Here is a 26,701-nt window from a genome sequence, read left to right on the forward strand (position 1 = left end):
AGTGAATATACGCCTGGATATCATGAGTCATTTGCAGCACACGGAAGGGGGACGCCATGGCCGATGAAGGCATGCGCCCGATTATCGTCAAGCGTATCAAGAAGACGGCTGGCGGTCACCATGGCGGGGCGTGGAAAATCGCCTACGCCGACTTTGTCACGGCCATGATGGCCTTCTTCCTGCTGATGTGGCTGCTGGGCTCCACCTCGAAGGGCGACTTGAACGGCATTTCCGAATTTTTCAAGACCCCGCTGAAAGTGGCGATGGCGGGCGGCTCAGGCAGCGGCGAGAGCAATTCCGTGATCCAGGGCGGCGGCCAGGACTTGTCGCGCCAGGATGGTCAGGTGCGCAAGGCGCAGGAAGAGCAGCAGCGCAAATCGTTCGACCTCAATTCCGCCAAGGCCGCGCTTGAACGCGAAGAGGGCAAGCGCCTGCAGGCGCTCAAGGCGCGCATCGAAGCGACCATCGACGCCAATCCCCTGCTGAAAAAATACAAGAACCAGTTGCTGCTCGATATCACCAGCGAAGGCTTGCGCATCCAGATCGTCGACGAGCAGAACCGTCCGATGTTTGCGCTCGCCAATGCGAACCTGCAACCGTACACCAAGGAAATCCTGCACGCGATCGGCTTCGTGCTCAATGAAGTGCCGAACCGCATCGGCCTGTCCGGCCATACGGATTCGACGCCCTACATGAGCGATGCCGGCTACAGCAACTGGGAATTGTCGGCCGACCGCGCGAATGCGTCGCGGCGCGAACTGGTGATCGGCGGCATGAAGGAAGAAAAAGTCTTGCGCGTGGTGGGCCTGGGCTCGGCCGCCCACCTGGACAAGCTCGACCCCTTCAATCCGATCAACCGGCGCATCAGCATCATCGTCATGAACAAGCGCACGGAAGAAAATGTCCTGCGCGATGGTTCGGCGATCGAGCTGCCGGTGACCGATGCCGCTTCCGCCGCTGTCGCGTCAGGGCTGGCGGCCGGTGCGCCGCCCGCTCCCGCCCCGGCAGCGGCGAAAAAATAACACGCAAGGCTATCGACGCGTGGTGTATTGAAACAATGAGACCTTTATGACAAGAAAGAAAATACTTGGCTCGCATGTAAAGCGCCTGCTGTCTGGCGTGTCGGACCATGGCCGCAAGCACTTGACGGAGGTGGAAACCGACCTGGTGCAGACCGGCATCTTGCTGGAAGAGGCGATCGAGAAGCTGTCCTTCAATTTCATGGCGATACACGCAGCCGTTGCTGCGCAGCAAGACACCATCGCCTTGCTGCTCGACGGCGGTATTCCGGCCGAGCAGCAGCGCGAAAAACTGCTGGCGTTGCAGGATGAGGTGGGGGGGTATGTGAATGCCGCCATCACCAGCCTGCAGTTCCAGGACATGACCAGCCAGCTGATCGAGCGCACCTTGAAGCGCGTGACGGGCTTGCGCGAGTTCCTCGGGACCCTGGGCGAGCATGGCGCGGAGATGTTGCCGGAGAGCGACAATGAAGAAATTGTCGCCTTGCTGGGACGGGTCAGCATGGCGCTGGCGATTCAAAGCCTGGAGTTGCGCAGCGTGCTGCGCAAGGCTGTCAGTCAACAGCATTTGGAAAGTGGCGACATCGAGCTGTTCTAGCATGCCAGTGCGGAGCGCTTGTGGTTGCATGGATTGATTAATCAAATACTCGGGCAGGATGCCCGGAATAAGTGGGAGCAAAGATGGCCAAAACGATACTTGCAGTGGACGATTCCAGCTCATTGCGCCAGATGGTGGCGTTCAGCCTGAAAGCCGCCGGTTACCAGGTGGTGGAGGCCGTCGACGGCCAGGACGGACTGGAAAAAGCCAAGCTGCAAACCGTGGACCTGGTATTGACGGACCAGAACATGCCGCGCATGGATGGCCTGGAACTGATCAAGCTGTTGCGTGAACTGCCGACCTACCAGAAGGTACCCATCCTGATGCTGACGACGGAGTCGTCGGACGAGATGAAATCGAAAGGCCGTGCCGCCGGCGCCAATGGCTGGCTGGTCAAGCCGTTCGATCCGCAACGCCTGATCGAAGTGGTCAAGAAGGTGATCGGCTGATGCCAGCCGCGCAGTGCAATGATGCAATTGACGGAGTCACCCTATGACCATCGATATTAGCCAGTTTTTTCAGGTCTTTTTCGATGAGGCCGAAGAACTGCTGGCTGAAAAGGAACGGCTGCTGCTGGCCGTTGATATTGCGGCGCCCGACGCCGAAGACCTGAATGCCATTTTCCGCACCGCCCATTCGATCAAGGGCGGCGCGTCGACGTTCGGCCTCTCCGACATGAGCGAGGTGACGCACATCCTCGAGTCGCTGCTCGACCGCATCCGCCAGGGCCAGATGGCGCTGACGGCGGAACACGTCGACGCCTTCTTGGCGGCCAAGGATATCCTCAAGATGCAGCTCGACGGCCATCGCCTGGGCAGCGCCGTCGACCAGGATGCCGTGGCCAATGTGCGCATGATGCTGCAGTCGTTCTCGCAGGACGTGCCCGTGGCTGCGCTCACGCCCGTCGCACCGGCCTTCCATACGGCGGAAAAGGCCGCCGTCAGCCATGCCGGCGGCCATCGCATCCGCCTGGAACTGCCAGCCATGGAGCCGCGCGAAGTCGATGCGCTGGCGGCCGAACTGGGCTTGCTGGGCGATGTCGCCGTGTCCGCCTTGCCCGACGCGCGCAAGGTGCTGGAAGTGACGACGCATGAAAGCCTAGACGATATCCTGGCCATCTGCTCGTTCGTGCTCAATCCCGACGACATGGTGATCACGCAGGCGCCGCCACTGGCGCCGGGCGAAGCCGATGCGGCCCGCGCGGCGCAGGAAAAGGCCCAGGGTTACGGCTTCTTCGACCCGCTGCCAGGCGCGCCTGCCGCACAGGGCGCGACGGACCCCGGTTATGGCTTCTTCCAGCCGCTCGAGGACATCCGCGCCGCCGCCGGCGTGCAGAGCGAGGCCGAACAGGGCTACGGTTTCTTCCAGCCGCTCGAACAGATACGCGCCGACGCGGCCAAGGCGGGCAACGCCAGCGCCGCCGCCGCGCCGGCTGTGGCCAGCGCCGTGGCCGAAGCGGAGCAGGAAAAGAAACCGGCCAAGAAAGAAGGCGACAAGGCCGGCGCCGAATCGTCGTCGATCCGCGTCTCGATCGAGAAAGTCGACCAGCTGATCAACCTGGTGGGTGAACTGGTGATCACGCAGGCGATGATCGAGCAGCGCGCCAGCGCGCTCGACCCGATGTTGCATGAAAAGCTGCTCGACAGCGTCAGCCACCTGACGCGCAACACGCGCGACTTGCAGGAAGCGGTGATGTCGATCCGCATGATGCCGATGGATTTCGTCTTCTCGCGCTTCCCGCGCATGGTGCGCGACCTGGCGACGAAACTGGGCAAGAAGGTCGACTTCATTACCAATGGTGCCGCCACGGAACTGGACAAGGGCCTCATCGAGCGCATCGTCGATCCGCTCACGCACCTGGTGCGCAACAGCATCGACCATGGCGTGGAAATGCCGGCCGCCCGCGTGGCCGCCGGCAAGACCGAGGCGGGCCGCTTGTTCCTCTCGGCCAGCCATCAGGGCGGCAACATCATCATCGAAGTGTCCGATGACGGCGCGGGATTGAACCGCGAGCGCATCCTGGCCAAGGCCGCGCAGCAGGGCCTGGACGTGTCCGAGTCGATGAGCGACGCCGACGTGTGGCAGCTGATCTTCGCGCCCGGCTTTTCCACCGCCGAAGCCGTCACCGACGTGTCGGGCCGCGGCGTGGGCATGGATGTCGTCAAGCGCAATATCAGCGCCATGGGCGGCGTCGTCGACATTCGTTCGGCAAAAGGCTTCGGCACGACGATTTCCATCTCGCTGCCGCTGACCCTGGCCATCCTGGACGGCATGTCGATCCGTGTCGGCGACGAGGTGTATATTTTACCGCTGGGCTTTGTCATCGAATCGCTGCAGCCAGCCGTTGAAGACATCAAGGACATCAGCGGCAAGGGGCAGGTGGTGAAAGTGCGCGGCGAATACCTGCCATTGATCCCGCTGTACCAGATGTTCGACATCGCGCCGCGCTTTACCAGCCCTTCGGAAGGCATCTGCGTGATCCTCGAGACGGAAGGACGCAAGGCGGCCCTGTTTGTCGACGACCTGGTGGGACAGCAGCAAGTCGTGGTGAAAAACCTCGAATCGAATTACCGCAAGGTGGTGGGCATTTCCGGCGCCACCATCCTGGGCGATGGCGGCGTGTCGCTGATTCTCGATGTCGCCGCCCTGATCCGTTCCTCGCGCCAGCTGGCTGACGAGTCCATTTTTTCGTAATACCGATAGATAAAGATAGGAAAACGCACCATGTCAGATACTCAACAAACATCCGGAAGCAATGCGGGCGACGGCAAGGACATCGCCGGCCGTGAATTCCTGGCCTTCACCCTGGGCTCCGAAGAGTACGGCATCGATATCCTGAAGGTCCAGGAAATCCGCGGTTACGAAGCGGTCACCCGCATCGCCAACGCGCCTGAATTCATCAAGGGCGTGATCAACCTGCGCGGCATCATCATTCCCGTGGTCGACATGCGCATCAAGTTCAACCTGGGCACGCCCGTGTACGACCAGTTCACGGTGGTGATCATCCTGAACATCGGCGGCCGTATCGTCGGCATGGTGGTCGACAGCGTTTCCGACGTCACCACCCTGACGCCGGAACAGGTGAAACCGGCGCCGGAAATGGGCACCGCCTTCTCGACCGACTATATGATCGGCCTGGGCACCATCGACGAGCGCATGCTGATCCTGGTCGACATCGACAAGCTGATGTCGAGCAGCGAGATGGGCCTGATCGACAAGCTGGCGGCGTAAGCCTCCGCATGGCAGCAAGGCGGCGCCCGGTGCGCCGCCGTTTTACCACGCAAAGAATCACTACAGATATGCATGTACCGGCGCGAGCAGTCGCTAGAGGCGCGCCGGCAGGCTGCAAGGTCCGACAGAGACCAGGCCACAACACGGCGCCGTCCGGTTGAACGGGCGCCGTTCACATAAATATTGGAGACTGTAATGAGTTTGCGCGATTTCAAGATAGGCACCCGGCTGGGGATAGGTTTTGGCAGCATCCTCGCCATCCTGGTGGTGGTGATCGTTTCGGCGAATGCACTGAATTACCGTAACAAGGCCCAGCTGCTCACGGGCCTGGAGCTGGCAAGCGAAAAGAATACGCAGGCGTCGCTGATGAAAAGCGCGATGCTGGAAACGGGTATCGCCATGCGCAATATCGGCTTGCAGGGCGATGTGGCCTTGATGCAGGCGGAAGAGGGCAAGGTGCGCGAGCAGCGCAAGCTGTACGACGGCGCGCGCGGCAAGCTGGCCACCCTGGGCCTGTCCGATGGCGAGAAGGCGCTGCTGGCCAATATCGCCAAGGTCGACGGCGAAGTCGATGCCGCCTTCAAGGAAGCGATGGGGCAGGTGCTGGCGTTTAACAGCGAGGGCGCGGCGAAAGTGATCGCCACCCGCATCGATCCCTTGAACAAGACGACCCTGGCCGATATCAACAAGCTGCTCGACTTGCAGCACGTGGCGCAGCAAAGCTTCATGGACGACTCGCTGGCGGCCGATGCGCGCCTGATGACGGTGCTGTTCATCCTGGGCGGCGCGGCGGTGGCGCTCGGCGCCTGGTGCGCCATCTTCATCACGCGCTCGATCACGGTGCCATTGTCCGGCGCGGTTGCCGTGGCGCAGAAGGTGGCTGCCGGCGAACTGACGTCGCGCGTGGTGGTCGAAGGCAAGGATGAAACGAGCGCGCTGCAGCAGGCGCTCAAGGACATGAACGAGAGCCTGGTGCAGACGGTCAGCGACGTGCGCAAGGGAACGGAAACCATCACCGTGGCCTCGCGCGAGATCGCCAGCGGCAATGCGGACCTGTCGGCGCGCACGGAAACGCAGGCCAGTTCGCTCGAAGAGACGGCCTCGTCGATGGAAGAGCTGACGTCGACCGTGAAGCAGAACGCGGACAACGCGCGCCAGGCCAACCAGCTGGCCGTGTCGGCATCGTCGGTGGCGGAGCAGGGCGGCAAGGTGGTGGCGCAAGTGGTCGATACCATGGGTTCCATCAAGGACAGCTCGCGCAAGATCGTCGACATCATCGGCGTCATCGACGGCATTGCGTTCCAGACGAATATCCTGGCGTTGAACGCGGCCGTCGAAGCGGCGCGCGCAGGCGAGCAGGGACGCGGTTTTGCGGTGGTGGCGTCGGAAGTGCGCAATCTGGCCCAGCGATCGGCCGGCGCAGCGAAGGAAATCAAGGGCCTGATCGGCGACTCGGTCGACAAGGTCGATGCCGGCAGCCGCCTGGTGGACGAGGCGGGGCAGACCATGGGCCTGATCGTCACGTCGATCCGGCAGGTGGCCGACATCATGGGCGAGATCACGGCGGCGACGCAGGAACAGAGCCACGGTATCGAGGAAGTGAACCAGGCCATCGCGCAGATGGACCAGATGACGCAGCAAAATGCGGCGCTGGTCGAGGAAGCGGCGGCGGCCGCCGAAAGCATGCAGGAGCAGGCGCAGAATCTGGGCGCCGCCGTCAGCATCTTCAAGCTCGACGGCGAGAGCGCGGCGCAGGCGGCCATGCCCGCACCCGCGCCAGCACCGGTGGTAAAAGCGGCGATACGGCCGGCACCGGGTGTGGCGGCAAATACACGGCGGTTGGCACAGACGGCGCAAGCCGGCTCGCCACCGCCCGCGAAAAAGCTGGCGGCGGCCGGCGGCGACGATTGGGAAGAGTTCTAACGCCAACCCGGTCCCGCTAGTTATACTTGCAAAGGCATTGGTCAGAGTAGTCATAGAGAGGTAAAAACAAATGCCGCAAACTAAAACGGATTCGGTCAAGGAATTTGATTTCACTGGCAAGGACTTCGAACGGGTCCGCGCCATGATTTACAAGCGGGCCGGCATCGCGCTGGCCGACAGCAAGCAGGAAATGGTCTACAGCCGCCTGGCCAGGCGATTGCGTGCGACCGGCATCTCCTCGTTCGTCCGCTACCTGGACGACCTGGAAGCGGGCCGCATGGGCGACGAGTGGGAAGCGTTCACGAATGCGCTGACGACCAACCTGACGTCGTTCTTCCGCGAGGCGCATCATTTCCCGCTGCTGGCCGAGCACGTGAAAAAATTGAGCGGGCCGATCACCATCTGGTGTTCGGCCAGTTCCACCGGCGAGGAGCCGTATTCGATCGCCATGACGGTGTGCGAGGCGTTCAATACGCTCACGCCGCCCGTCACCATCATCGCCACGGACATCGACACGAACGTGCTGGCCACGGCCGCCAATGGCGTCTACAACCTGGACCGGCTCGACAAGATGCCGGCCGACCGTGCGCGGCGCTTTTTCTTGCGCGGCAAGGGCGACCGCGAAGGCCAGGTGCGGGTGCGCCCTGAACTGCGCCAGATGATCACCTTCAAGCCGCTCAACCTGCTGGCCGACAGCTGGCCGGTGACGGGGCAGTTCGACGTCATCTTTTGCCGTAACGTGATGATTTATTTTGACAAGGCGACGCAGCGCAAGATCCTGTCGCGCTTTGTGCCGTTGATGAAACCCGATGCCCTGCTGTTCGCGGGCCATTCGGAGAATTTTCTGTACGTGTCGGATTCACTGAAGCTGCGCGGTAAAACAGTCTATGAGCTCGACCAGCCCCGGGGCGCCGCGCCCAAGGCACCGTCGCATCGTACATGAGAGTGAAATATGAGCCTGGAATCCAAAGAGCAATTCGCCACTAACGTCTATTACGACAGGACGTTCAACTGTGACGCCGCCAAGATCTTGCCTGGTGAGTATTACTTTACCAACAAGGACATGCTGATCGTCACCGTGCTCGGCTCCTGCGTCTCGGCCTGCATCCGCGACCGTGTCACGGGCCTGGGCGGCATGAACCATTTCATGCTGCCCGATGGCGGCAGCGATCCGAACAGCCCGATTTCCGCGTCGATGCGCTATGGCACCTATGCCATGGAAATCCTGATCAACGATTTGCTGAAGGCGGGCGCGCGGCGCGAGAACATGGAAGCGAAAGTGTTCGGCGGCGGCGCCGTGCTGCGCGGCTTCACGGCGATCAACGTCGGCGAACGCAATGCGGCCTTCGTCATCAATTATCTGAAAGCGGAAAAGATGCGCGTGGTGGCCGAAGACCTCAACGACATCCACCCGCGCAAGGTCTACTTCTTCCCCCGCAGCGGCAAGGTGCTGGTGAAAAAGCTGATGCAGACGCATAACGATACCCTGGTACGCCGCGAACTCGATTACGCCAGCCGCCTCAAGGTCGCGCCGGTCGGCGGCGAAGTCGAGTTGTTTTAATAGTGTGAGATATAGATAACAACACCTGGTCACACCGTAGCGAGCGGATGGGAGTTGTGGCCGAGACGCGCAGCTGTGCTTTGGCACAGTGAGCATCGGAGGCCGCAAATCGCGACGCGCAGCAGGCGGGATCAGGTGCTTTAATGGGCCGGTAGGCCCAAAGGAAAATATATGAAGATCAAAGTATTGATCGTGGATGATTCGGCGTTGATCCGCAGCGTGATGACGGAAATCGTAAACAGCCAGCCCGACATGGAAGTGGTGGGTGCGGCGCCCGATCCGCTGGTGGCGCGCGAGATGATCAAGCAGACCAACCCCGACGTGCTGACCCTCGACGTCGAGATGCCGAAGATGGATGGCCTCGATTTCCTGGAAAAACTGATGCGCTTGCGCCCGATGCCGGTATTGATGGTGTCGTCGCTGACCGAGCGCGGTTCGGAAATCACCATGCGCGCGCTGGAACTGGGCGCCGTCGATTTCGTCACCAAGCCGAAGATATCGATCCAGAGCGGCATGCGCGAATATACGGACATGATCGCCGACAAGATCCGCGCCGCCTCGAAGGCGCGCATCCGCGCGCGCACCCTGCCGTCTGCCGGCGACAAGGTGGCAGCGCCGCTGCCGGCACTGCGCAGCCCATTGACGTCGAGCGAAAAGCTGATCATCGTGGGCGCATCCACGGGCGGCACGGAAGCGATCCGCGAATTCCTCATGCAGATGCCGTCCGATTGCCCCGGCATCCTGATCACGCAGCACATGCCGGAAGGCTTTACGCGCTCGTTCGCGCGCCGCCTCGATTCGCTGTGCAAGATTTCGGTGCAGGAAGCGGCGGGCGGCGAACGCGTGTTGCCCGGCCACGCCTACATCGCGCCCGGCCATTCGCACCTGACCCTGACGCGCAGCGGCGCCAACTACATGACCAAGATCGACCAGGGCGAACCGGTGAACCGCCACCGCCCGTCCGTCGATGTGCTGTTCCGTTCAGCCGCGCAATCGGCCGGTAAAAATGCCGTCGGCGTCATCCTCACCGGCATGGGCAAGGATGGCGCACAAGGCATGTTGGAGATGAAGGCCGCAGGAGCGTATAATTTTGCACAGGATGAAGCCAGTTGCGTGGTGTTCGGCATGCCGCGCGAGGCGATCGCTGTCGGTGCTACGCATGAGGTCGGCGCTCTGACGGCGCTGCCTGGCATGGTGCTGGGACACCTGGCGGCGCATGGTATGCGTGCTTTGCGCGTGTAAGCCACGTTTTATATGATCTGAGGCAAGTTTGTTCGCCTAAAAGCAACGAAAATGCTATCCTACAACTTGCTGCCGTAGTGTCGACCATAATGTCGGCATTCATGTCGATATTATTAACAAACCGCTACAGAAACAACGGAGTTATTCATGGCTGATCCAAAGATGAAATTTTTAGTCGTTGACGATTTTTCGACGATGCGCCGCATTGTCCGGAATCTGTTGAAGGAACTGGGTTATGCCAACGTCGATGAGGCGGAAGACGGCGTGATGGGCCTGGCCAAGCTGCGCGCGGAATCGTTCGATTTCGTCGTGTCGGACTGGAACATGCCAAACATGGATGGCCTGACGATGCTGCAGCATATCCGCGCCGATCCCGCACTGGCCAAGCTGCCTGTGCTGATGGTCACCGCCGAAGCGAAAAAAGAAAACATTATCGCCGCCGCGCAAGCTGGCGCCAGCGGTTATGTCGTCAAGCCGTTCACGGCCGCGACCCTCGATGAAAAGCTGAACAAGATTTTCGAGAAGCTGGAAAAAGCCGGCGCCTGATCCAGGCTTGACCGTTATCAAGAAAACGCTGCCCGTGCAAACCGGCAGCGTTTTTTTCGTCCGCTTGTGCTGATCACATGAGATTGCGCAAAAGAATGAAATATTTCCTAAAGTTAACTTTACACGTCAAATAATTTGGCCCATGATCGCTGCAGTATTTCCCCTTTGTCCCCGACCCCGACAAGAAGGAGCGCGCGATGCGCCGAGCACCCGTATTATTTTTCGCCCTGAGCACGGCCCTGTTGGCCGCCTGTGGCGTAAGCCTTGAACAAACCGCCGTTGCGCCTGTCGCGTCTGTCGAGATGCAGGAGCCGGCCGCGCCGTTGCCTGCCGAAGCTGATGGCCGGCATGCTTATCTGCACCGCGTGGGGGACCGCGACTATGTCAGCCTGAGCCAGCATGGCCCCGAGGGCGGCTTGCCGATACGCACGGGCACGCAGCGCCACGCGCGCGCCATCCGCCTGCTGGCGGCCGATCCGGCCCAGGTAAGGGCCATCCTGCGCAGCCTGAGGCTGCCTGCGAACCAGCGCAAACTGTGGGCAGGAGAGGAAATCGTGCTCGACGCGGCCAGCTATGACATGTTGCAAGCGGCCCGCGGCAGCAACAAGCCGCTGTTTGCCGAACTCAAACTGGTAGGGATGGAGAAGTAGAGAAAGAAACGGGGCCGAATGGCCCCGTTGTGATTGCGCTTAGATTTCCAGGTTGTCGATCAATCTGGTTTGTCCCAGTTTGGCGGCGGCCAGCACCACCAGCGGTTCGCCGGCGGCCAGTTCGGCGGCGCTCGGTGCTTGCAGGTTGGCGCGCTTGCGCACGGCGATGTAGTCCGATTTCCAGCCGCGGCTGTTCAACAGCTGCATGCTGGCCTGTTCCAGTTCGCCCACGGCCAGATTGCCCTTGCGCACTTCCTCGGCCACGAAATTAAGTCCCTTGAACAGTTCCGGCGCTTCCGCGCGTTCGCTTTCCGACAAGTACATATTGCGCGAGGACAAGGCCAGGCCATCGTCGGCCCGGTAGGTTTCCGCAGCGATGATTTCCGTCGGCAGCGCGAACTGGCGCGCCATGTTGCGGATGATCATCAGTTGCTGGTAATCCTTCTTGCCGAACACGGCCACGCGCGGACCCACGCACGAGAACAGCTTGGTGACGACCGTGCACACGCCTTCAAAGAAGCCGGGGCGGAATTCGCCTTCCAGGGTATTGCCCAGGTCATCGGGCGGGCGCACGCGGTATTCCTGCGGTTCCGGGTACAGTTCCTTTTCCGTCGGCGCGAACAGCACGTACACGCCTTCCTTTTCCAGCTTGGCGATGTCGGCCGCCATGGTGCGCGGATATTTTTCGAAGTCTTCGTTCGGGCCGAATTGCAGGCGGTTCACGAAGATCGAGGCGACGACGGGGTCGCCATGCTTGCGCGCCAAACGCATCAGCGACAGATGGCCTTCGTGCAGGTTGCCCATGGTGGGGACGAACGCCGTGCGCAGCTGTCCGCTGAGCTGGTCGCGCAATTCTTCGATGTCGGAAATAATTTTCATGGATTGCTTTCGCTAAAACCCCGTTGTACGGTGGTCAGTGACAAAGGGAAGGGGTCAGGCGGGCGAATAGGCCAGCCGGACGTAGATGGGGGCAAACGGTTCTGCCTGCGTGATTTCGATCAGGGTTTCCTTGGCCAGTTCCAGCAGGGCCACGAAGTTGACCACCACCACGGGCACGCCGCCGGCAATGTCGAACAGCTCGCTGAACTCGACGAAACGCGACGATTGCAAGTGGCGCAGGATGCTCGACATGTGCTCGCGCACGGACAGTTCCTGGCGGCTGATGCGGTGATGCTGAGTCAGCTTGGCGCGTTTCAGCACGTCGAGCCACGCCTGCTGCAAGTCCACCGGTTCCACGTCGGGCCAGGTGGGCGTCAGGCTTTGCTCGATGAAAATCTGCGTGCGCACGAAATCGCGCTCGAACTGGGGAATGGCGTTCAGGTCGTAGGCGGCCAGCTTGATCTGCTCGTACTCGAGCAGGCGGCGCACCAGTTCGGCACGGGGGTCGCCGCCATCTTCCTCGACGTCGCTCTTGCGCGAAGGCAGGAGCATGCGCGACTTGATCTCGATCAGCATGGCCGCCATCAACAGATACTCGGCGGCCAGTTCCAGGTTGCGCACGCGGATCTGGTCGACATATTTCAGATATTGCAGGGTCACCTGCGCCATCGGGATATCGAGAATGTTGAAGTTCTGCTTGCGGATCAGGTAGAGCAGCAAGTCGAGCGGGCCTTCGAAGGCTTCGAGGAAGATTTCCAGCGCGTCCGGCGGAATGTACAGATCCGTCGGCATGCGCATCATCGGCTCGCCATACAGGCGGGCGATGCCCAGCGGGTCGGCGGTGGGCGCCGCGTCCGTTACTGCCGTGGCCGATGCTGCAGGGGCGCCGCTGCCGTCGCCTTCAGCGACAGGTGGGGGCGACTCGATGACTGCGCCGGCACCGGAAGCGTCGGCTTCCGGCGTGACTGCAGACTCTTCAGGCAACATCGTGCCGGTTCCAGATCTTAGTTCTTGTTCTGGTAAACGTAAGCCTGTTGCTTGACGGCCGATGCCAGCTGGCGCTCCTGCTCATCGATGCTGACGGCCGGCTTGTCCCACAGCAGGGCGCGGCCCGCTTGCTGGCCTGCTTCCATGCCAGGATTCTTGGCCTTCAGTTCGGCGATGAACAAGGTGTGGTCGGATACGTAGTTGGTGTGTTTTGCAGGCAGTTTCATATTCTCTTCTGGGTCTTATGGGTAAGGTCAGCCGGCCGTATTTTACCGCGCCGTGCGGCTTGGCGGGTTGTTGTATCGGCAAGTCCGGCGCGAAATTGCTAAAAATCAATAACGCAGCAAACGCCGCATCACCATCGGCGCCGGTTCTGCGGGGTTGGCGTGCGAATATTCCAGTTCTTCGGCCAGGTCGAATTCGAAGGCCGCATAAAAATCGATCAACTTGCGCTGGTCGCGCCGCACGGCCAGGCGCAATTCCTCGGCCTGGCATGACAGGCCGTGATGAATGATGGCTTCGAGCAAGTGCTGCGAGACGTGGCTGCCCCGGTAAGCGGGCAGCACGCCCATGCGTGAAATCTTCCAGATGGCGGGGTCGCTATCGAGCGGCATCCAGCGCAGCGAACCGGCTGGAATGTCGTCGATCAGCAACAGAAAACCGCCGCCGTGGCGCAATTGCTCCGCCACTTGCTCGGCCGTCTCGTGGTGTCCACTGGACGAGGCGGCCACCTTGCCGGCCCACGCGGCGCGGGTCAGCTCGGCCATCAGCTGTGCATCGGCATTTGTTGCTTCGCGCACCACGATATTCATCATCGGTCCTTGTGGTGGCTTAGCGGATGCGCATGCCAGGTTCGGCGCCCGGCCACGGGTTCAGGATGTAGATGCCGGGATTCGCTTTCTCGTCGGCGGCGGACGCGGCCATGACCATGCCTTCCGAAATGCCGAACTTCATCTTGCGCGGCGCCAGGTTGGCCACCAGCACTGTCAGCTTGCCGACCAGTTCTTCCGGCTGGTAGGCGGAGCGGATGCCGGAAAATACATTGCGCAAGCGGCCTTCGCCCGCATCCAGGGTCAGGCGCAGCAGCTTGTCGGAGCCTTCGACCAGTTCGCAGTTGACGATTTTCGCGATGCGCAGGTCGACCTTGAGGAAATCGTCGATCTTGATCTCGGGTGCCAGTTCTTCGATGGCGGCAGCGGCCGCCACTGGAGCTGCGGCGTCATTCGCGGCGTCGCTGGCCGGCGCGGCAATGGCGGCGCCGGCTTGCGGCGCGTCGAACAGCGCTTCGATCATCTTCGCATCCATGCGCGTCATCAAATGGCTGTAGGCGCCGATGGTACGGCCCAGCATGCTGTTCGAGACGGCGTCGCCGAACACTTGCGTGTCGGCCCAAGTAAACTCGGCGTCGTTGAGGAACGATGCCACGTTCTTGGCCACGCCCGGCAGGACCGGCGACAGCAAAATCGTCAGCTGGCGGAACAGGATCAGGGCCGTCGTGCATACGTCGTGCAGCTCGGTCGTCTTTTCGGCGTCCTTGGCCAGGATCCACGGCTTGTTTTCATCGACATACTGGTTGGTGATGTCGGCGATTTCCATGATTTCGCGCAAGGCCTTGCCGAATTCGCGGTTCTCGAAGTGCGCGGCGATGCTGGCCTGGCGCTCGACGATGACGCCGTTGACGTCCACCGTCAGCGCGCGGTTGATCCAGCTTTGCGCGCCTTCCGACAGCGTCGACGCCAGCTTGCCGTCGAAACGCTTGGCGATGAAGCCGGCGCAGCGGCTGGCGATGTTCACGTATTTGCCGATCAAGTCGCTGTTCACGCGGGCAACAAAATCTTCGCCGTTGAAGTCCAGGTCTTCCACTTTCGAGTTCAGCTTGAAGGCGATGTAGTAGCGCAGCCATTCCGGGTTCATGCCCAGGTCCAGGTAGCGCAGCGGCGAGATGCCCGTGCCGCGCGACTTCGACATTTTTTCGTTGTTGACCGTCAGGAAGCCGTGTACGTTGACTTTCAGTTTGTCGATCACCGGGTGATTGGCGAACTTCAGCATGGCGGGCCAGAACAGCAAATGGAAGGAAACGATGTCCTTGCCGATGAAGTGGATCTGTTCCGTCGACGGGTCATTCAGGAAGGCGTCAAAATCGATGCCTTTCTTGTCGCAATAGTTTTTCAGGCTGGCCAGGTAACCGACGGGCGCATCCATCCACACATAGAAGAATTTACCTGGTGCATCAGGAATCGGGATGCCGAAGTAGGGCGCATCGCGCGAGATATCCCAGTCGGCCAGCTTTTCACCGGCTTCGCCCAGCCATTCGCTGACCTTGTTGACCATTTCCGGCTGCAAGCGGCCTGGCGTGTTGAGCCAATCCTTGAGGAATTCGAAGCAGCGCGGGTCGGACAGCTTGAAGAAATACTGTTCCGACGGCTTCATCACGGGCGTCGCGTTGGTAAACACGGAGAACGGGTTGACCAGGTCGGTCGGCTGGTAAGCGGCGCCGCACACTTCGCAATTGTCGCCGTACTGGTTCTTGGCGCCGCATTTCGGGCATTCGCCCTTGATGTTGCGGTCGGCCAGGAACATGCCTTTGACCGGGTCGAAGAAGCGGTCGACGGTTTTCGTGACGATCAGGCCCGTATCGCGCAGCTTGCGGTAGATCGATTGCGACAGGTCGACGTTTTCCGGCGAATCGGTCGAATACCAGTTGTCGAAGGCGATATGGAAGCCATCGAGGTACTGGGCGCGGCCGGCCGCGATGTTGGCGACGAATTGCTGCGGCGTGATGCCTTCCTTTTCGGCGGCGATCATGATCGGCGTGCCATGCGTATCGTCGGCGCCCACAAAGTGCACTTCACGGCCGGCCGCGCCATCGCGTTGCATTCGCTGGAACCGGACCCAGATATCAGCCTGGATGTATTCCATGATGTGGCCAATGTGAAAAGCGGCGTTTGCGTAAGGCAGGGCAGTGGTGACGAACAGCTTGCGAGTCATGATTGATGCACTTTTGGGATGGATAATAGGACATTTTAACAGCGGAAAGGCAATATGAGCAGATGCAGCGCCGGCAAGTGATGCTTTTGCCGCCATCGCACCATGCAAATTTGCGCTAGACTGCGCGTATTGCACATATGTAGTACACACGGAGATTTACATGAGCATCACAGTAGAAGACGTCAAGGCCGCGCTGGCCCAGGTTATTGATCCAAATACACATAAAGATTTCGTTTCCAGCAAAACCGTCAAGAATCTGAAGGTCGATGGCAGCGACATTTCGCTCGACATCGAGCTCGGCTACCCCGCCAAGAGCCAGATCGACCTGATCCGCAAATCCGTGCTGGCCGCCTTGCGCGTGCTGCCGGGCGTGGGCAACGTCAGCGTGGGCGTGTCGTCGAAAATCATTTCGCACACGGTGCAGCGCGGCTTGAAGCCGATGAGCAACGTGAAAAACATCATCGCCGTCGCTTCCGGCAAGGGCGGCGTCGGCAAATCGACCACGGCCGTCAACCTGGCCCTGGCCCTGGCCGCCGAAGGCGCCACCGTCGGCATGCTGGACGCCGATATCTATGGCCCGTCGCAGCCGATGATGCTGGGCATCAAAGGCCAGCCGAAGACGCTCGACGGCAAGAGCATGGAGCCGATGGAAAACCACGGCCTGCAAGTGTCGTCGATCGGCTTCATGATCGATCCGGACGAACCGATGGTGTGGCGCGGCCCGATGGTCACGCAAGCCTTGCAGCAACTGCTGGACCAGACCAACTGGCGCGACCTCGATTATTTGATCGTCGACATGCCGCCAGGCACGGGCGACATTCAGCTGACCCTGTCGCAGAAAGTCCCAGTCACGGGCGCCGTCATCGTCACGACGCCGCAGGACATCGCGCTGCTGGACGCGCGCAAGGGTCTCAAAATGTTCGAGAAGGTCGGCATCCCGATCCTCGGCGTGGTGGAAAACATGAGCACGCACATCTGCTCGAACTGCGGCCATGCGGAAGAAATCTTCGGCGCCGGCGGCGGCGCGAAGATGTGCGCCGACTTCGGCGTGGAATTCCTCGGCGCCTTGCCGCTGACCATGGCCATTCGCCAGCAGACGGATTCGGGCACGCCGACCGTCGTGGCCGAGCCGGAAGGCCCCGTCGCCGTGATCTACAAGCAGATCGCCCGCACCATCGCCATCAAGGTGGCGGAAAAGGCGAAGGATATGACAAGTAAATTCCCGTCGATCGTCATCAAGAACGACTAGTGGCTGGGTGGCCTTGCAAACCTACTGCGCAGCTCACTCTCGGGTCGGCGTTACTCACCGTACTAAAGTACGGTTGCGTTACTCAACCCGACATTGAGCTTGCTCGCTACGGTTTTCAAGGCCACCAGTGGCACCATTGGCTTAACTCGTCCCCGGCGCCATGACCGGCAGGAATATGGTTTCATGCAGTCCGTGTTGTTATTAAACAAGAGGAGACATCATGCAATTGAACACCGTATTCCTGCGTAAAGCCGCCGTCGTGATCGCCGGCAGCCTGCTGGCCGCCAGCGCTTTCGCCCAATCCGTTTCCTTCGTCGAGCCAGTCGATGGCGCGACAATGGCGAGCCCGTTCAAGGTCAAGTTTGCGATCAAAGGCATGGACGTCAAGCCGGCCGGCGACATGACGGCCAAGACGGGCCATCATCACCTGCTGATCAACCAGGGCGCCATGAAGGCGGGCGAGATGATACCCATGGATGACAAGCATTTGCATTTCGGCAAAGGACAAACGGAAACGGACGTCACCTTGCCGCCGGGCCAGTACATGCTCACCATGCAGTTCGCCAACGGCGCGCACCAGTCGTATGGGCCGGAGTTGAGCAAAAGCATCAAGGTGACGGTCAAGTAAGCCAGGCATTTTTGTCTGTTGCGGCAAAGGCCGGGTTCCAGCGATGGGGCCCGGCCTTTTTCTTGTTATTGCTTTCTGTCATCATTGCGTCATATAGTCGGCGTATGCTGGCCGGTGGCCTAACTTTTGATGAGCGGATATGACGAACCATTTCTCCCTTTCCCGGCAGCTGGCGCAGGCGCTGCTGCTGGTCGCTGGCGTGGCGGCGTGCCAGGCGCATGCGGCCAAGGCGCTTCCTGTGACTGCGGCGCAGCCGAAGCTGGTCGTCGTGCTGGTGGTGGACGGCTTGCCGCAAGAGCAGGTGACGCGCTACCGCGACCAGTTCGGCCAGGGCGGGTTCCGTCGCCTGCTGGAGCAGGGCGCGTGGTTCAGCGATGCGCACCAGGCGCATGGCATCACGGTCACCGCCATCGGCCACTCGGCCGTGCTGTCGGGTGCCTATCCGTACCAGCATGGCGTGATCGGCAATAACTGGATCGATCCCGTCACGAAGAAATCCGTGTACTGCACCGAGGATGGCAATTTCCATTACATCGGCGAAGAGACGCAGCCCGATGACGGCACGGCGCCGACCAGGCTGCGCGTGAGCACCCTCGGAGACGAACTGCGTTATTCGACGGGCGACCAGGCCAAGGTCGTCACCGTGTCGGGCAAGGACCGGGGCGCCATCCTGCTGGCAGGGAAGACGGGCACGGCCTATATGTACATGGAAAAGACGGGCAATTTCGCCAGCAGCACCTACTATATGCAGCAGCACCCGCAATGGGTGCAGCGCTACCAGGCGGCCAAGCCGCAGGACCGTTATTACGGCAAGAGCTGGACGCCGCTGCTGGCCGATTCGGCGTATGCGCGCGACGCCCGTGATGATCTGGTGCCGGCCAAGCCCGGCACGCGCAACACCTTCCCGTTCGCCTACTACAGCGACAGCGGCAAGCTCGATGGCGAGTACTACAGCCGCCTGAAATCCGGACCCTTCCTCGATGAACTGACCCTGGAGTTCGCCCGCGCCGCCGTCGATGGCGAAAACCTGGGCCGCAACCCGGCCGGCGTGCCCGATATCCTCGGCGTGAGCCTGTCCGCGCACGACTATGTGAACCATGCCTACGGCCCGGAAAGCAGGATGTCGCACGACCACCTGCAGCGCCTGGACCGCATGCTGGCCGGCTTCTTTGCCGACCTCGATAAAAAAGTCGGCATGGATAACGTGCTCGTGGTGCTGACGGCCGACCATGGTTTCGCCAACGTGCCGGAATTTTCCGAAACGCGGGGCTTCTCCGCCAAACGCATCGACGGCGCCAAACTGGTCGATGCCTTGAGCCGGCACCTGGCCGCAACCCTGGGCATCGACAAGCTGGTGACGGCGTCGTCGCTGCCGAATATCTACCTCGATTACGCGCTGGCGGAAAAGAGCGGCGTCCAGCGCGCCGCCCTGGAAGACGCGGCGGCCCGCTTCCTGCTGCAGCAGGACGGCCTGGCCCAAGTCTACACGCGCACGCAGATGGAAACGGGAGCCGTCGCCACGCGCATGGACACCCTGATGCGCCGCGCCTGGAACCGCCAGCTGTCGGGCGACCTGATGGTAGTCACAAAGCCGGCCTGGTACTTCGGCAAGGGCAGCGGCGGCACCTCGCACGGCACGCCGTACACGTATGACACCAACGTGCCGCTGATGGTCTTGGGCCCCCGCTGGATCAAGCCGGGTGCCTATGGCCAGTACGCGGAAGTGGTCGACATCGCGCCTACGCTCGCCCATCTGCTGCGCATACGCCAGCCGTCAGCGTCGGAAGGGCGGATCTTGACGGAAGCGGTCCGGTAAACCCGCGTAATCCGACAACAGTGTTGGCATTGCCGGTGCTGGTGTCCGGTTACAGGGTATACAGAATATTGTAGAAAGCGCTCGGCGGTTCGGCGATCAGCGACAAGTCTTGGCCGAGGGCAATCTTTTCAAACGACGCTTTGCCGACTGCCATGCGGCGCTTGATGATTGCCTCCAGCAGTTTCCCGAACACCACTTGGTCATTCACGTATTTTTTCAATGCCAGAATATCGCGAGGATTGTTCTTCAAAATATAAAAGGCGTAATTCATCAGCAGGATATTGGAAACGAACAGGTTTTCCGTCGACTGAAGCGGGTTGACGGTGTCCTGCAAGGCCGCAAATACCTGAGGCCTGTCATGAGCGTAGGCATGCAGGAAGACGTCGGGGTACATCAATTCGCTGTATCTGTCGTCAACGCTGAAGCGGTACCTCGTGCCATCAGCTTGCGTCAATAGCTTGGCTATGCCTGTCTGATAACTTTTCAGGGTATTTAGCAGCGCATGCTCTTTTCTGCCATCCGCCCTGATCGTCTTGTATGCCACCTCGATCATGTCCAGTAAAGAGACCTGTCCCTGGCAATCGGTGGACATGTGCAGCTGCTGGTCGCGGATGCTGAAGCGACGATAGGCCTCGTCGTCCATACTTAACTCAAAAAGCAGGAAGCGCAGCATGTGGTTACGCCACTGTGCGTCGGCGTCGCAATGGCTGTTTTTCAGGCTGATCAGCTGGATCAGATAGAAAAAAATAAAATATTCCTTGTTACTGCGTTGACGGTTGTCGATTTCGAGCAGCAAGCCGAACCGTCCCAGCAACAGCAGCAGCGCATGGCAGTCCGCTTCCGTATAGCCTTGCTTCGACATGGCCTTTTCAAAAGCGCCGACAGAAAACAGATCGTGCCAGCGGCTTGCGTAGCAAATTGCGCCATTGCGTTTTCTGGCGGCGATGGAGAATAGCGACGTCTCGTTTTCCTGGTAAAAAACAGGCTCTGTTGCGCACGCAGCTGGCCGGATATTGATGAAATTTTCTAGCTTGTATGACAGCAGATTGAACAGGTTCATTTCGCGCTTGCCGTTGAGGTTCATGACGATTACAGCAACCAATCGATCGGCAGCACCGACAGAATCGCCACCCCCATGCGCTTCCACACGCTGGTGCCCGGTTCCGTGTCGTAGCGCGTGGTGGCGCCGCTGGCGTCGCGGGCGATCCAGTACAGCGCGCCGTCGTCGCCAAGCAGCACCTGGTAGGCGCGCTGCGGGATCGTGGTGCGCATGGCTTGCCCCAGCTGGCTGGCCAGCGCGGGGCTGTCGATGACGAGGCCCATTTCCGTATTCAGCTCGATCGAGCGCGGGTCGAAGTTGAACGAGCCGACAAAGATGCGCCGGTCGTCGACGGCAAAGGTCTTCGCATGCAGGCTCGATGCGGAACTGCCGAAGCGGCCCGGTTGTTCGCGCGCGTCGCCCCGTTCCCACGAGCGGCGCGATTCGTACAGTAGCACGCCCGCTTCCAGCAGCGGTTTTCTCCACTTTGCGTAACCCGCATGCACGGCCGCCACGTCGGTCGCTTCCAGCGCATTCGTCAGGATGCGCACGCCCACGCCTTTTTTCGCCAGGTCGGCAAAGGCTTGCGTGCCCGACTTGCCGGGCACGAAATACGGCGATACCAGGTCCACTTCCTTTTCCGGCACGCCCAGCAGATTTTGCAGGTTTTCCGCCACGCCCGTGCCTGGCCTGGCCTTGTCCAGCACCTTGGCCGGGTCGTCGCTGACCATGCGTGTGCGCGCCCATTCGAAGGGCAGGGTGCGCTCCATCATCTGCTTGACGAAGGGCGAGGTGCGCAGCGCCTGCACGTATTCCTCGGCCGCCTTGGTGTCGTCGATGCGGTCTGCCTCGGCGGCGATGGTGGCCGCGTCGCCATCGACAGGACTGGTCAGCAGCAGGCTGGCCGGGTAGGCCGAGGCGCTGTTCCAGTAGCGGTCGAAATCGTGCGACACCTCGCCGACGACGGGGCCGATGGCCAGCACGTCCAGGTCGGCGAACAGCACGTCGCCGGCCGCGCCGAAGTATTCATCGCCCACATTGCGTCCGCCAACGATGGTGGCCTGGTTATCGGCCGTGAACGATTTGTTGTGCATGCGCCGGTTGAGGCGTGAAAAGTCGGTGGCAAAGGCCAGCGCGCGCGGCGCGCGGGGCAGGAAGGGATTGAACAGGCGGATTTCCAGGTTCCGCTGCTTGCCCAGCATGGCCAGGGTCGGGTCCAGTCCCGCCGTGTTGTTATCGTCGAGCAGCAGGCGCACGCGCACGCCCCGTTCCGCCGCCTGGCGCAGGGCGTCGAACAGCAAGGTGCCCGTGATGTCCTTGTGCCAGATGTAGTACTGCACGTCCAGGCTGCGCTGAGCGGCGGCGGCCAGCAGGGCGCGCGCGGCAAAGGCGTCGCGCCCGTCGACCAGCGGGTAAATGCCGGACACGCCGGGATGCTGCACCACCATGGGCGCGATGGCCGTGGCTAATTTGGTCTGCGCCGTATCCGTGATGACGCTGGAGGGAATGCGGCCGTCCAGCGAAGGCAGGGAAGCGCAGCCGGCGAGGACGGCGGACAGCAGCAGGGGCAGCAGCAGCCGGGTGGCGCTGCGGAAGGGAAGTACTTGGGCGGGCATGGCGGGCTTTCATCGAGTTGCCCCGATGTTAGCAGATGCGCATGCCCGCACGCGGGCGAGGTTTTACAGTTGTTCCAGCGCGATCAGCTCGGCCACCGTCTGGCGGCGGCGGATCAGGCGCGACGGGTGTTGATCATCGGCGCCATCGACCAGGTATTCGGCCGCATGCGGACGGCTGTTGTAGTTCGACGACATCGACGCGCCATACGCGCCCGCGCCTTCGAAGACGACGTAGTCGCCCACTTGCGCTGCCGGTAGCAGGCGGGTTTCCACCACACCGCCATCGCGCTGGGTGAAGACGTCGCCCGACTCGCACAGGGGGCCGCCGACGACGGTGGCGCGCTGGGCGTCCAGGGCGCGGCCGTCGTGCGCGATCACCGACATTGCATGGTAGCTGCCGTACATGGCGGGGCGCATCAGTTCATTGAAGCCCGTATCGAGCAAGGTGAAGTGGTTGCCGCCCATTTGCTTGGTGGCGCGCACTTCGGCCACCAGCAGGCCCGCGTCGGCCACGAGGAAGCGGCCCGGTTCGATTTCCAGGTGCACGCGATGGCCCAGGTGCGCCTCGATCTGCTTGCGCGCCGCATCCCACAGCTGGAAATAGTGGTCCGTGTCGACCGGTTGCTCGCCTTCGCGGTAAGGCACGGACAGGCCGCCGCCCGTGGAAATGGCTTCGATGTCGTGGCCCATGTTCTTGACCAGGTCGACCATGGTGCCGCAGACGGTTTCCAGGTGGCTGTAGTCGACGCCGGAGCCGATGTGCATGTGCAGGCCCACCAGGTGCAGTCCATGCGCGCGGATGACGGCCAGCGCCTCCGGCAGCTCTTCGTACCAGATGCCGTGCTTGCTGTTTTCGCCGCCCGTGTTGGTCTTGTTGCTGTGGCCATGGCCATAGCCGGGATTGATGCGCAGCCAGACCCGGTGGCCGGGCGACACGGGGCCCAACTGGCGCAGCATGTCGACGGAGCCGCAATTGACTTCAATTTTTGCTGCCGCCACGCGCGCAAGGGTGGCGCGGTCGAACAGGTCGCAGGTGAACACCACGCCTGCCGCGCCGTTCGTTTGCGCCGGCGTAAAGCCCGCCTGCAGCGCGCGTTCGATCTCGCCCAGCGAGACGGCGTCCACGTGTACGCCCGCTTCGCGCATCACGGTGAGCAGATGGATGTTCGAATTGGCCTTTTGCGCGAAACGCACGGTGTCGAATTGCGCCAGCTGCGCGATGCGCGCGCGGATGGTGGCCGCGTCATACACCCACAGGGGCGTGCCGTGTTCCTGGGCGAGTTGGGCGAGGGTGGCGTCTGGCACTGGTTTCATGGTGGTGGTCTTTATTATGTGATGGGTGGCGTCGGAGGTGGTGTCGGATTACGCGCCTTGCGCTAATCCGACCTACGTGCTGGCGATGATGCGGGTTTTCTTTGTAAACATAAAATATCCATTTAAGCTGACCTTATTCATTTATGATATGGATATGACTATCTCCTTGCGCCATATCGAAGTCTTTCGCGCCATCATGACGACGGGCAGCGTGACGGCCGCCGCCGCCATGCTGCACACCTCGCAGCCCACCGTCAGCCGCGAGCTGGCGCGCCTCGAACATTTGACGGGCCTGACTCTGTTCGAACGCGAGCGGGGGCGGCTGCGCCCCACGGCCCAGGCGCTGCAGCTGTTCGAGGAAGTGCAGCGCGCGTATTTCGGCCTGGAGCGCATCGTCAGCACGGCGGCGGCCCTGCGCCAGTTCGACCAGGGGCAGTTGTCGATCGCCTGCCTGCCCGTGTTTTCCCAATCCTTGCTGCCGCAGGCCTGCAAGCGCTTCGTGGCCGACTTTCCCAAGGTGAGCATCAGCATCACGCCGCAGGAGTCGCCGCTGCTGGAAGAGTGGCTGTCGGCGCAGCGTCACGATATCGGCCTGACGGAAGTGGGCAATGCGCCGCCTGGCACCGTGCTCGATGCCTTGATGTCCGTCGATGAAGTGTGCGTGCTGCCCGACGGCCATCCATTGGCAGGCAAGATGACCTTGGCGCCGGCGGACTTCGCGGGCCAGCCCTTCATCAGCCTGGCCGCCGTCGATCCCTACCGCCAGCAGATCGACGCCATCTTCGCGCACGCCGGCGTGGAGCGGCGCATGGCGCTCGACACGCACAGCGCCGCTTCTGTGTGCGCCATGGTGCGCGAAGGCGTGGGGCTGGCCATCGTCAATCCGCTCACGGCCCTCGATTATGCGGGGCAGGGCTTGCAGATCCGCCGCTTTGCCGTGTCCCTGCCGTTCACGGTGAATCTCGTGAAACCCTTGCACCGGCCCCTGTCGCAGCTGGTGGCCCTGTTCGAGCAGGCGCTGCATGCGCAGGCGGACGAGGTGAAAAGGCGCTTGCTGCAGCTGTGACGGCGCTTGTGGAGCGGCGGCGGTCAACAGAGTAAAATGGCGTTTTACTTATTCAAGCCTGATTACTTCGATGACCACAAACGCTACTCCCGTCCGTACCCGTTTCGCTCCCAGCCCGACCGGCTATCTGCACCTGGGCGGCGCCCGCACCGCTTTATACAGCTGGGCGTACGCCCGCCACTTCGGCGGCACCTTCGTGCTGCGCATCGAGGACACGGACGTGGAGCGTTCCACGCCGGAAGCCGTGCAAGCCATCATCGAAGGCATGAAGTGGCTGGGCCTGGACCACGATGAAGGCCCGTTCTACCAGATGCAGCGCATGGACCGCTACCGCGAAGTCGTGGCGCAGATGCTGGCCGAAGGCACTGCATATCACTGCTACTCGTCGCCGGAAGAAGTCGAAGCGATGCGCGAGCGCATGCGCGCCGCCGGCGAAAAGCCGCGCTACGACGGCACCTGGCGTCCGGAGCCGGGCAAGACCCTGCCTGCCGTCCCTGCGGACCGCAAGCCCGTCGTGCGCTTCAAGAATCCGCTCGATGGCGACGTGACATGGGACGATGTCGTCAAGGGCACGATCACGATCTCCAACCGCGAGCTGGACGATCTGGTGATCGCCCGTCCGGACGGCACGCCGACGTATAACTTCTGCGTGGCCGTCGACGACTGGGACATGGGCATCACGCACGTGCTGCGCGGCGATGACCACGTCAACAACACGCCGCGCCAGATCAACATCCTGCGCGCCATCGGCGCACCACTGCCGCTGTACGGCCACCTGCCGATGATTCTGGGTTCGGACGGCCAGAAGATGTCGAAGCGCCGTGACGCCGTCAGCGTGATGGATTACCCGGCGCAGGGCTTCTTGCCTGAATCGATGCTGAACTACCTGGCGCGCCTGGGCTGGAGCCATGGCGACGATGAAGTGTTCTCGGTGGAGCAGTTCTGCGAGTGGTTCAACCTCGACCACCTGACCAAGTCGGCCGCGCAGTTCGACCTGGAAAAGCTCAAATGGCTCAATAACCAGTACATCAAGCAGGCCGACAACACCCGCCTGGCCGACCTGGCGCGTCCGCAAATGGTCGCTGCCGGCGCCGTCTTCGAAGGCGCGCCGGACCTGGCGCAGGTGCTGGGCATGATGAAAGAGCGCGCCAACACGGTCAATGAACTGGCTGCTGCCTCGATGCTGTTCTTCCGCGAGCCGCAGCCGGAAGCGGAGCTGGTGACGCAGCACATCACGGATGCCATCAAGCCCGTGCTGGCGCAGTTTGCCGAGCGCATCGCCGCGGTGGAGTGGAGCAAGGAAGCCGTGGCCGCCATGATCAAGGAAGTGCTGGCCGCCAACACCATCAAGATGCCGCTGCTGGCCATGCCTTTGCGCCTGATTTTGACGGGCCAGCTGCAGACGCCGGCCATCGATCAGGTGGTGGTGATGTTCGGCCGCGACACCGTGCTGGCGCGCCTGGCAAAGTGGCTGTAATCGCCGCGCTGAATTGACCGTGTAAACGCAGTGCGGAAACCGCCCCTATGAAAAGTTACTCATAGACGAAAAAGGGTATTTGCAGAGTGAAACTTCTTTGCTATACTCTTGTTTCTGCACCAACGGGGGTATAGCTCAGCTGGGAGAGCGCTTGCATGGCATGCAAGAGGTCAGCGGTTCGATCCCGCTTACCTCCACCAGCAGCAAAATCGCAGTCAGGTTTTGTTAGTCGTTGAAGTGGTGCAGATGTTGTTTGGAAGTTCCGCGGTCCCCATCGTCTAGAGGCCTAGGACATCACCCTTTCACGGTGAGTACAGGGGTTCGAATCCCCTTGGGGACGCCAGGTAGTTGTGGTATAGTAGTGGCAGTTGTTTGTACTGATTGTTGTAAGTTCAGGCCCGTAAAAAACGGAATCTGGATGGAAAGCAAGTAGTGGAACAAAGTCGCCAAGTGCGGCTTTTATTATTTCTGCGCCCGGGGGGTATAGCTCAGCTGGGAGAGCGCTTGCATGGCATGCAAGAGGTCAGCGGTTCGATCCCGCTTACCTCCACCAACAGCGCAGAAGTAAGGCTACAAATTGTAGAAGTAAAAGTGCAGTACCGAGGTCCCCATCGTCTAGAGGCCTAGGACATCACCCTTTCACGGTGAGTACAGGGGTTCGAATCCCCTTGGGGACGCCAGCTCAGTCTGGTGTTTGATAGTAAAGAAGTAGCAGTGTTTCTGCGCCCGGGGGGTATAGCTCAGCTGGGAGAGCGCTTGCATGGCATGCAAGAGGTCAGCGGTTCGATCCCGCTTACCTCCACCAACAGCGCAGAAACAGGTAGTCAATAAATCAAAGTCGCCTAGAGCGGCTTTTTTTATTTTGGCGAAGT

General features: G+C 61.3%; 24 protein-coding genes and 5 tRNA genes. 21 read left to right on the forward strand and 8 right to left on the reverse strand.

The annotated features are described in order from the left end of the window. Window positions 1-56 precede the first annotated feature (56 nt). From motB to IGS55_RS26620, 11 genes are all read left to right on the forward strand, one after another. Entirely contained in the window at window positions 57-1,022 is a 966-nt protein-coding gene (gene motB, locus IGS55_RS26570; RefSeq protein ID WP_128139894.1) for a flagellar motor protein MotB, read from the forward strand. 46 nt (window positions 1,023-1,068) lie between these two features. Beyond that, a complete protein-coding gene (locus IGS55_RS26575) occupies window positions 1,069-1,617 on the forward strand; it encodes a hypothetical protein (protein WP_034758366.1) in 549 nt (182 codons plus the stop codon). 83 nt (window positions 1,618-1,700) lie between these two features. Next, the gene (locus IGS55_RS26580; protein WP_034758362.1) at window positions 1,701-2,066 is read left to right on the forward strand and encodes a response regulator; all 366 of its coding nucleotides are present in this window, start codon (window positions 1,701-1,703) and stop codon (window positions 2,064-2,066) included. A 43-nt stretch (window positions 2,067-2,109) separates the two neighbouring features. Then, window positions 2,110-4,311, forward strand: a complete 2,202-nt coding sequence (gene cheA, locus IGS55_RS26585; RefSeq protein ID WP_230519228.1) for a chemotaxis protein CheA — start codon at window positions 2,110-2,112, stop codon at window positions 4,309-4,311. Window positions 4,312-4,341: 30 nt separating this feature from the next. Further along, window positions 4,342-4,848, forward strand: coding sequence for a chemotaxis protein CheW (locus IGS55_RS26590; RefSeq protein ID WP_034758356.1), 507 nt, complete (start codon window positions 4,342-4,344; stop codon window positions 4,846-4,848). Between the two features lie 195 nt (window positions 4,849-5,043). After that, complete coding sequence (locus tag IGS55_RS26595; RefSeq protein WP_230519229.1) at window positions 5,044-6,771, forward strand: methyl-accepting chemotaxis protein; 1,728 nt, start codon at window positions 5,044-5,046, stop codon at window positions 6,769-6,771. 70 nt (window positions 6,772-6,841) lie between these two features. Further along, a complete protein-coding gene (locus IGS55_RS26600; RefSeq protein ID WP_230519230.1) occupies window positions 6,842-7,714 on the forward strand; it encodes a CheR family methyltransferase in 873 nt (290 codons plus the stop codon). Between the two features lie 9 nt (window positions 7,715-7,723). Continuing rightward, the gene (cheD, locus tag IGS55_RS26605; RefSeq protein WP_034758343.1) at window positions 7,724-8,332 is read left to right on the forward strand and encodes a chemoreceptor glutamine deamidase CheD; all 609 of its coding nucleotides are present in this window, start codon (window positions 7,724-7,726) and stop codon (window positions 8,330-8,332) included. A 171-nt stretch (window positions 8,333-8,503) separates the two neighbouring features. After that, window positions 8,504-9,574 (forward strand): protein-glutamate methylesterase/protein-glutamine glutaminase, encoded by a 1,071-nt coding sequence (locus IGS55_RS26610; RefSeq protein ID WP_035826603.1) that lies wholly within the window; start codon window positions 8,504-8,506, stop codon window positions 9,572-9,574. Between the two features lie 147 nt (window positions 9,575-9,721). Next, a complete protein-coding gene (gene cheY / locus IGS55_RS26615; RefSeq protein ID WP_026132837.1) occupies window positions 9,722-10,120 on the forward strand; it encodes a chemotaxis response regulator CheY in 399 nt (132 codons plus the stop codon). A gap of 197 nt (window positions 10,121-10,317) precedes the next feature. Then, entirely contained in the window at window positions 10,318-10,770 is a 453-nt protein-coding gene (locus tag IGS55_RS26620) for a hypothetical protein (protein WP_230519231.1), read from the forward strand. Between the two features lie 39 nt (window positions 10,771-10,809). Here IGS55_RS26620 and panC read toward each other — a convergent pair whose 3' ends face one another. The 5 genes from panC to metG all read right to left on the reverse strand — a co-directional run bounded on the left by panC (window position 10,810) and on the right by metG (window position 15,624). Further along, window positions 10,810-11,649 carry a pantoate--beta-alanine ligase gene (gene panC, locus IGS55_RS26625; protein WP_070219724.1) on the reverse strand — a complete coding sequence of 280 codons (840 nt, stop codon included), beginning with the start codon at window positions 11,647-11,649 and terminating at the stop codon, window positions 10,810-10,812. 54 nt (window positions 11,650-11,703) lie between these two features. Beyond that, window positions 11,704-12,636: a segregation and condensation protein A gene (locus IGS55_RS26630; protein ID WP_230519232.1), complete on the reverse strand. Its 933-nt coding sequence runs from the start codon at window positions 12,634-12,636 to the stop codon at window positions 11,704-11,706. 17 nt (window positions 12,637-12,653) lie between these two features. Further along, window positions 12,654-12,863 carry a DUF3460 family protein gene (locus IGS55_RS26635; protein ID WP_035826611.1) on the reverse strand — a complete coding sequence of 70 codons (210 nt, stop codon included), beginning with the start codon at window positions 12,861-12,863 and terminating at the stop codon, window positions 12,654-12,656. 105 nt (window positions 12,864-12,968) lie between these two features. Further along, window positions 12,969-13,448 carry a GNAT family N-acetyltransferase gene (locus tag IGS55_RS26640; protein WP_034758490.1) on the reverse strand — a complete coding sequence of 160 codons (480 nt, stop codon included), beginning with the start codon at window positions 13,446-13,448 and terminating at the stop codon, window positions 12,969-12,971. A 19-nt stretch (window positions 13,449-13,467) separates the two neighbouring features. Then, the gene (metG, locus tag IGS55_RS26645) at window positions 13,468-15,624 is read right to left on the reverse strand and encodes a methionine--tRNA ligase (protein ID WP_230519233.1); all 2,157 of its coding nucleotides are present in this window, start codon (window positions 15,622-15,624) and stop codon (window positions 13,468-13,470) included. A 160-nt stretch (window positions 15,625-15,784) separates the two neighbouring features. On the opposite strand from metG, the gene apbC reads away from it, so the two are divergent. The 3 genes from apbC to IGS55_RS26660 all read left to right on the forward strand — a co-directional run bounded on the left by apbC (window position 15,785) and on the right by IGS55_RS26660 (window position 19,317). Beyond that, on the forward strand, window positions 15,785-16,873 hold the full coding sequence (gene apbC, locus IGS55_RS26650; protein ID WP_230519234.1) for an iron-sulfur cluster carrier protein ApbC: 1,089 nt from the start codon (window positions 15,785-15,787) through the stop codon (window positions 16,871-16,873). A 220-nt stretch (window positions 16,874-17,093) separates the two neighbouring features. Further along, window positions 17,094-17,501: a DUF4399 domain-containing protein gene (locus IGS55_RS26655; RefSeq protein WP_230519235.1), complete on the forward strand. Its 408-nt coding sequence runs from the start codon at window positions 17,094-17,096 to the stop codon at window positions 17,499-17,501. Window positions 17,502-17,640: 139 nt separating this feature from the next. Beyond that, window positions 17,641-19,317 carry an alkaline phosphatase family protein gene (locus tag IGS55_RS26660; protein ID WP_230519236.1) on the forward strand — a complete coding sequence of 559 codons (1,677 nt, stop codon included), beginning with the start codon at window positions 17,641-17,643 and terminating at the stop codon, window positions 19,315-19,317. 49 nt (window positions 19,318-19,366) lie between these two features. On the opposite strand, the gene IGS55_RS26665 is transcribed toward IGS55_RS26660, so the two are convergent. From IGS55_RS26665 to lysA, 3 genes are all read right to left on the reverse strand, one after another. Continuing rightward, window positions 19,367-20,401 (reverse strand): hypothetical protein, encoded by a 1,035-nt coding sequence (locus IGS55_RS26665; RefSeq protein ID WP_230519237.1) that lies wholly within the window; start codon window positions 20,399-20,401, stop codon window positions 19,367-19,369. 5 nt (window positions 20,402-20,406) lie between these two features. Then, a complete protein-coding gene (locus IGS55_RS26670) occupies window positions 20,407-21,972 on the reverse strand; it encodes a phospholipase D family protein (protein ID WP_230519238.1) in 1,566 nt (521 codons plus the stop codon). Between the two features lie 63 nt (window positions 21,973-22,035). Beyond that, window positions 22,036-23,286: a diaminopimelate decarboxylase gene (gene lysA, locus IGS55_RS26675; RefSeq protein WP_230519239.1), complete on the reverse strand. Its 1,251-nt coding sequence runs from the start codon at window positions 23,284-23,286 to the stop codon at window positions 22,036-22,038. A 154-nt stretch (window positions 23,287-23,440) separates the two neighbouring features. Between lysA and IGS55_RS26680 the strand changes: the two genes are divergently transcribed. The 7 genes from IGS55_RS26680 to IGS55_RS26710 all read left to right on the forward strand — a co-directional run bounded on the left by IGS55_RS26680 (window position 23,441) and on the right by IGS55_RS26710 (window position 26,634). Beyond that, window positions 23,441-24,352, forward strand: a complete 912-nt coding sequence (locus IGS55_RS26680; protein WP_230519240.1) for a LysR family transcriptional regulator — start codon at window positions 23,441-23,443, stop codon at window positions 24,350-24,352. Window positions 24,353-24,422: 70 nt separating this feature from the next. Continuing rightward, on the forward strand, window positions 24,423-25,829 hold the full coding sequence (gltX, locus tag IGS55_RS26685) for a glutamate--tRNA ligase (protein ID WP_230519241.1): 1,407 nt from the start codon (window positions 24,423-24,425) through the stop codon (window positions 25,827-25,829). A 124-nt stretch (window positions 25,830-25,953) separates the two neighbouring features. Beyond that, window positions 25,954-26,029 (forward strand) — tRNA-Ala (locus IGS55_RS26690). A 67-nt stretch (window positions 26,030-26,096) separates the two neighbouring features. Continuing rightward, window positions 26,097-26,172 (forward strand) — tRNA-Glu (locus IGS55_RS26695). Between the two features lie 134 nt (window positions 26,173-26,306). Beyond that, window positions 26,307-26,382 (forward strand) — tRNA-Ala (locus IGS55_RS26700). Between the two features lie 51 nt (window positions 26,383-26,433). Beyond that, a tRNA-Glu gene (locus IGS55_RS26705) sits at window positions 26,434-26,509 on the forward strand. 49 nt (window positions 26,510-26,558) lie between these two features. Continuing rightward, window positions 26,559-26,634, forward strand: a tRNA-Ala gene (locus tag IGS55_RS26710). Window positions 26,635-26,701 lie beyond the last annotated feature (67 nt).

The sequence above is a fragment of the Janthinobacterium sp. EB271-G4-3-2 genome (assembly GCF_020858035.1).
Taxonomy (GTDB): Bacteria; Pseudomonadota; Gammaproteobacteria; order Burkholderiales; family Burkholderiaceae_D; genus Janthinobacterium; species Janthinobacterium aestuarii.

Bases quoted from the DNA above. Each gene is read 5' to 3' on its own strand.
- IGS55_RS26680 (WP_230519240.1), top strand. From the start codon at position 23,441: ATGACTATCTCCTTGCGCCATATCGAAGTCTTTCGCGCCATCATGACG.
- cheY (WP_026132837.1), top strand. From the start codon at position 9,722: ATGGCTGATCCAAAGATGAAATTTTTAGTCGTTGACGATTTTTCGACG.
- motB (WP_128139894.1), top strand. From the start codon at position 57: ATGGCCGATGAAGGCATGCGCCCGATTATCGTCAAGCGTATCAAGAAG.
- gltX (WP_230519241.1), top strand. From the start codon at position 24,423: ATGACCACAAACGCTACTCCCGTCCGTACCCGTTTCGCTCCCAGCCCG.
- IGS55_RS26610 (WP_035826603.1), top strand. From the start codon at position 8,504: ATGAAGATCAAAGTATTGATCGTGGATGATTCGGCGTTGATCCGCAGC.
- IGS55_RS26620 (WP_230519231.1), top strand. From the start codon at position 10,318: ATGCGCCGAGCACCCGTATTATTTTTCGCCCTGAGCACGGCCCTGTTG.
- IGS55_RS26655 (WP_230519235.1), top strand. From the start codon at position 17,094: ATGCAATTGAACACCGTATTCCTGCGTAAAGCCGCCGTCGTGATCGCC.
- panC (WP_070219724.1), bottom strand. From the start codon at position 11,649: ATGAAAATTATTTCCGACATCGAAGAATTGCGCGACCAGCTCAGCGGA.
- lysA (WP_230519239.1), bottom strand. From the start codon at position 23,286: ATGAAACCAGTGCCAGACGCCACCCTCGCCCAACTCGCCCAGGAACAC.
- apbC (WP_230519234.1), top strand. From the start codon at position 15,785: ATGAGCATCACAGTAGAAGACGTCAAGGCCGCGCTGGCCCAGGTTATT.
- IGS55_RS26635 (WP_035826611.1), bottom strand. From the start codon at position 12,863: ATGAAACTGCCTGCAAAACACACCAACTACGTATCCGACCACACCTTG.
- IGS55_RS26575 (WP_034758366.1), top strand. From the start codon at position 1,069: ATGACAAGAAAGAAAATACTTGGCTCGCATGTAAAGCGCCTGCTGTCT.
- IGS55_RS26600 (WP_230519230.1), top strand. From the start codon at position 6,842: ATGCCGCAAACTAAAACGGATTCGGTCAAGGAATTTGATTTCACTGGC.
- IGS55_RS26590 (WP_034758356.1), top strand. From the start codon at position 4,342: ATGTCAGATACTCAACAAACATCCGGAAGCAATGCGGGCGACGGCAAG.
- cheA (WP_230519228.1), top strand. From the start codon at position 2,110: ATGACCATCGATATTAGCCAGTTTTTTCAGGTCTTTTTCGATGAGGCC.
- IGS55_RS26660 (WP_230519236.1), top strand. From the start codon at position 17,641: ATGACGAACCATTTCTCCCTTTCCCGGCAGCTGGCGCAGGCGCTGCTG.
- IGS55_RS26665 (WP_230519237.1), bottom strand. From the start codon at position 20,401: ATGAACCTCAACGGCAAGCGCGAAATGAACCTGTTCAATCTGCTGTCA.
- IGS55_RS26630 (WP_230519232.1), bottom strand. From the start codon at position 12,636: ATGTTGCCTGAAGAGTCTGCAGTCACGCCGGAAGCCGACGCTTCCGGT.
- IGS55_RS26670 (WP_230519238.1), bottom strand. From the start codon at position 21,972: ATGCCCGCCCAAGTACTTCCCTTCCGCAGCGCCACCCGGCTGCTGCTG.
- metG (WP_230519233.1), bottom strand. From the start codon at position 15,624: ATGACTCGCAAGCTGTTCGTCACCACTGCCCTGCCTTACGCAAACGCC.
- cheD (WP_034758343.1), top strand. From the start codon at position 7,724: ATGAGCCTGGAATCCAAAGAGCAATTCGCCACTAACGTCTATTACGAC.
- IGS55_RS26595 (WP_230519229.1), top strand. From the start codon at position 5,044: ATGAGTTTGCGCGATTTCAAGATAGGCACCCGGCTGGGGATAGGTTTT.
- IGS55_RS26640 (WP_034758490.1), bottom strand. From the start codon at position 13,448: ATGAATATCGTGGTGCGCGAAGCAACAAATGCCGATGCACAGCTGATG.
- IGS55_RS26580 (WP_034758362.1), top strand. From the start codon at position 1,701: ATGGCCAAAACGATACTTGCAGTGGACGATTCCAGCTCATTGCGCCAG.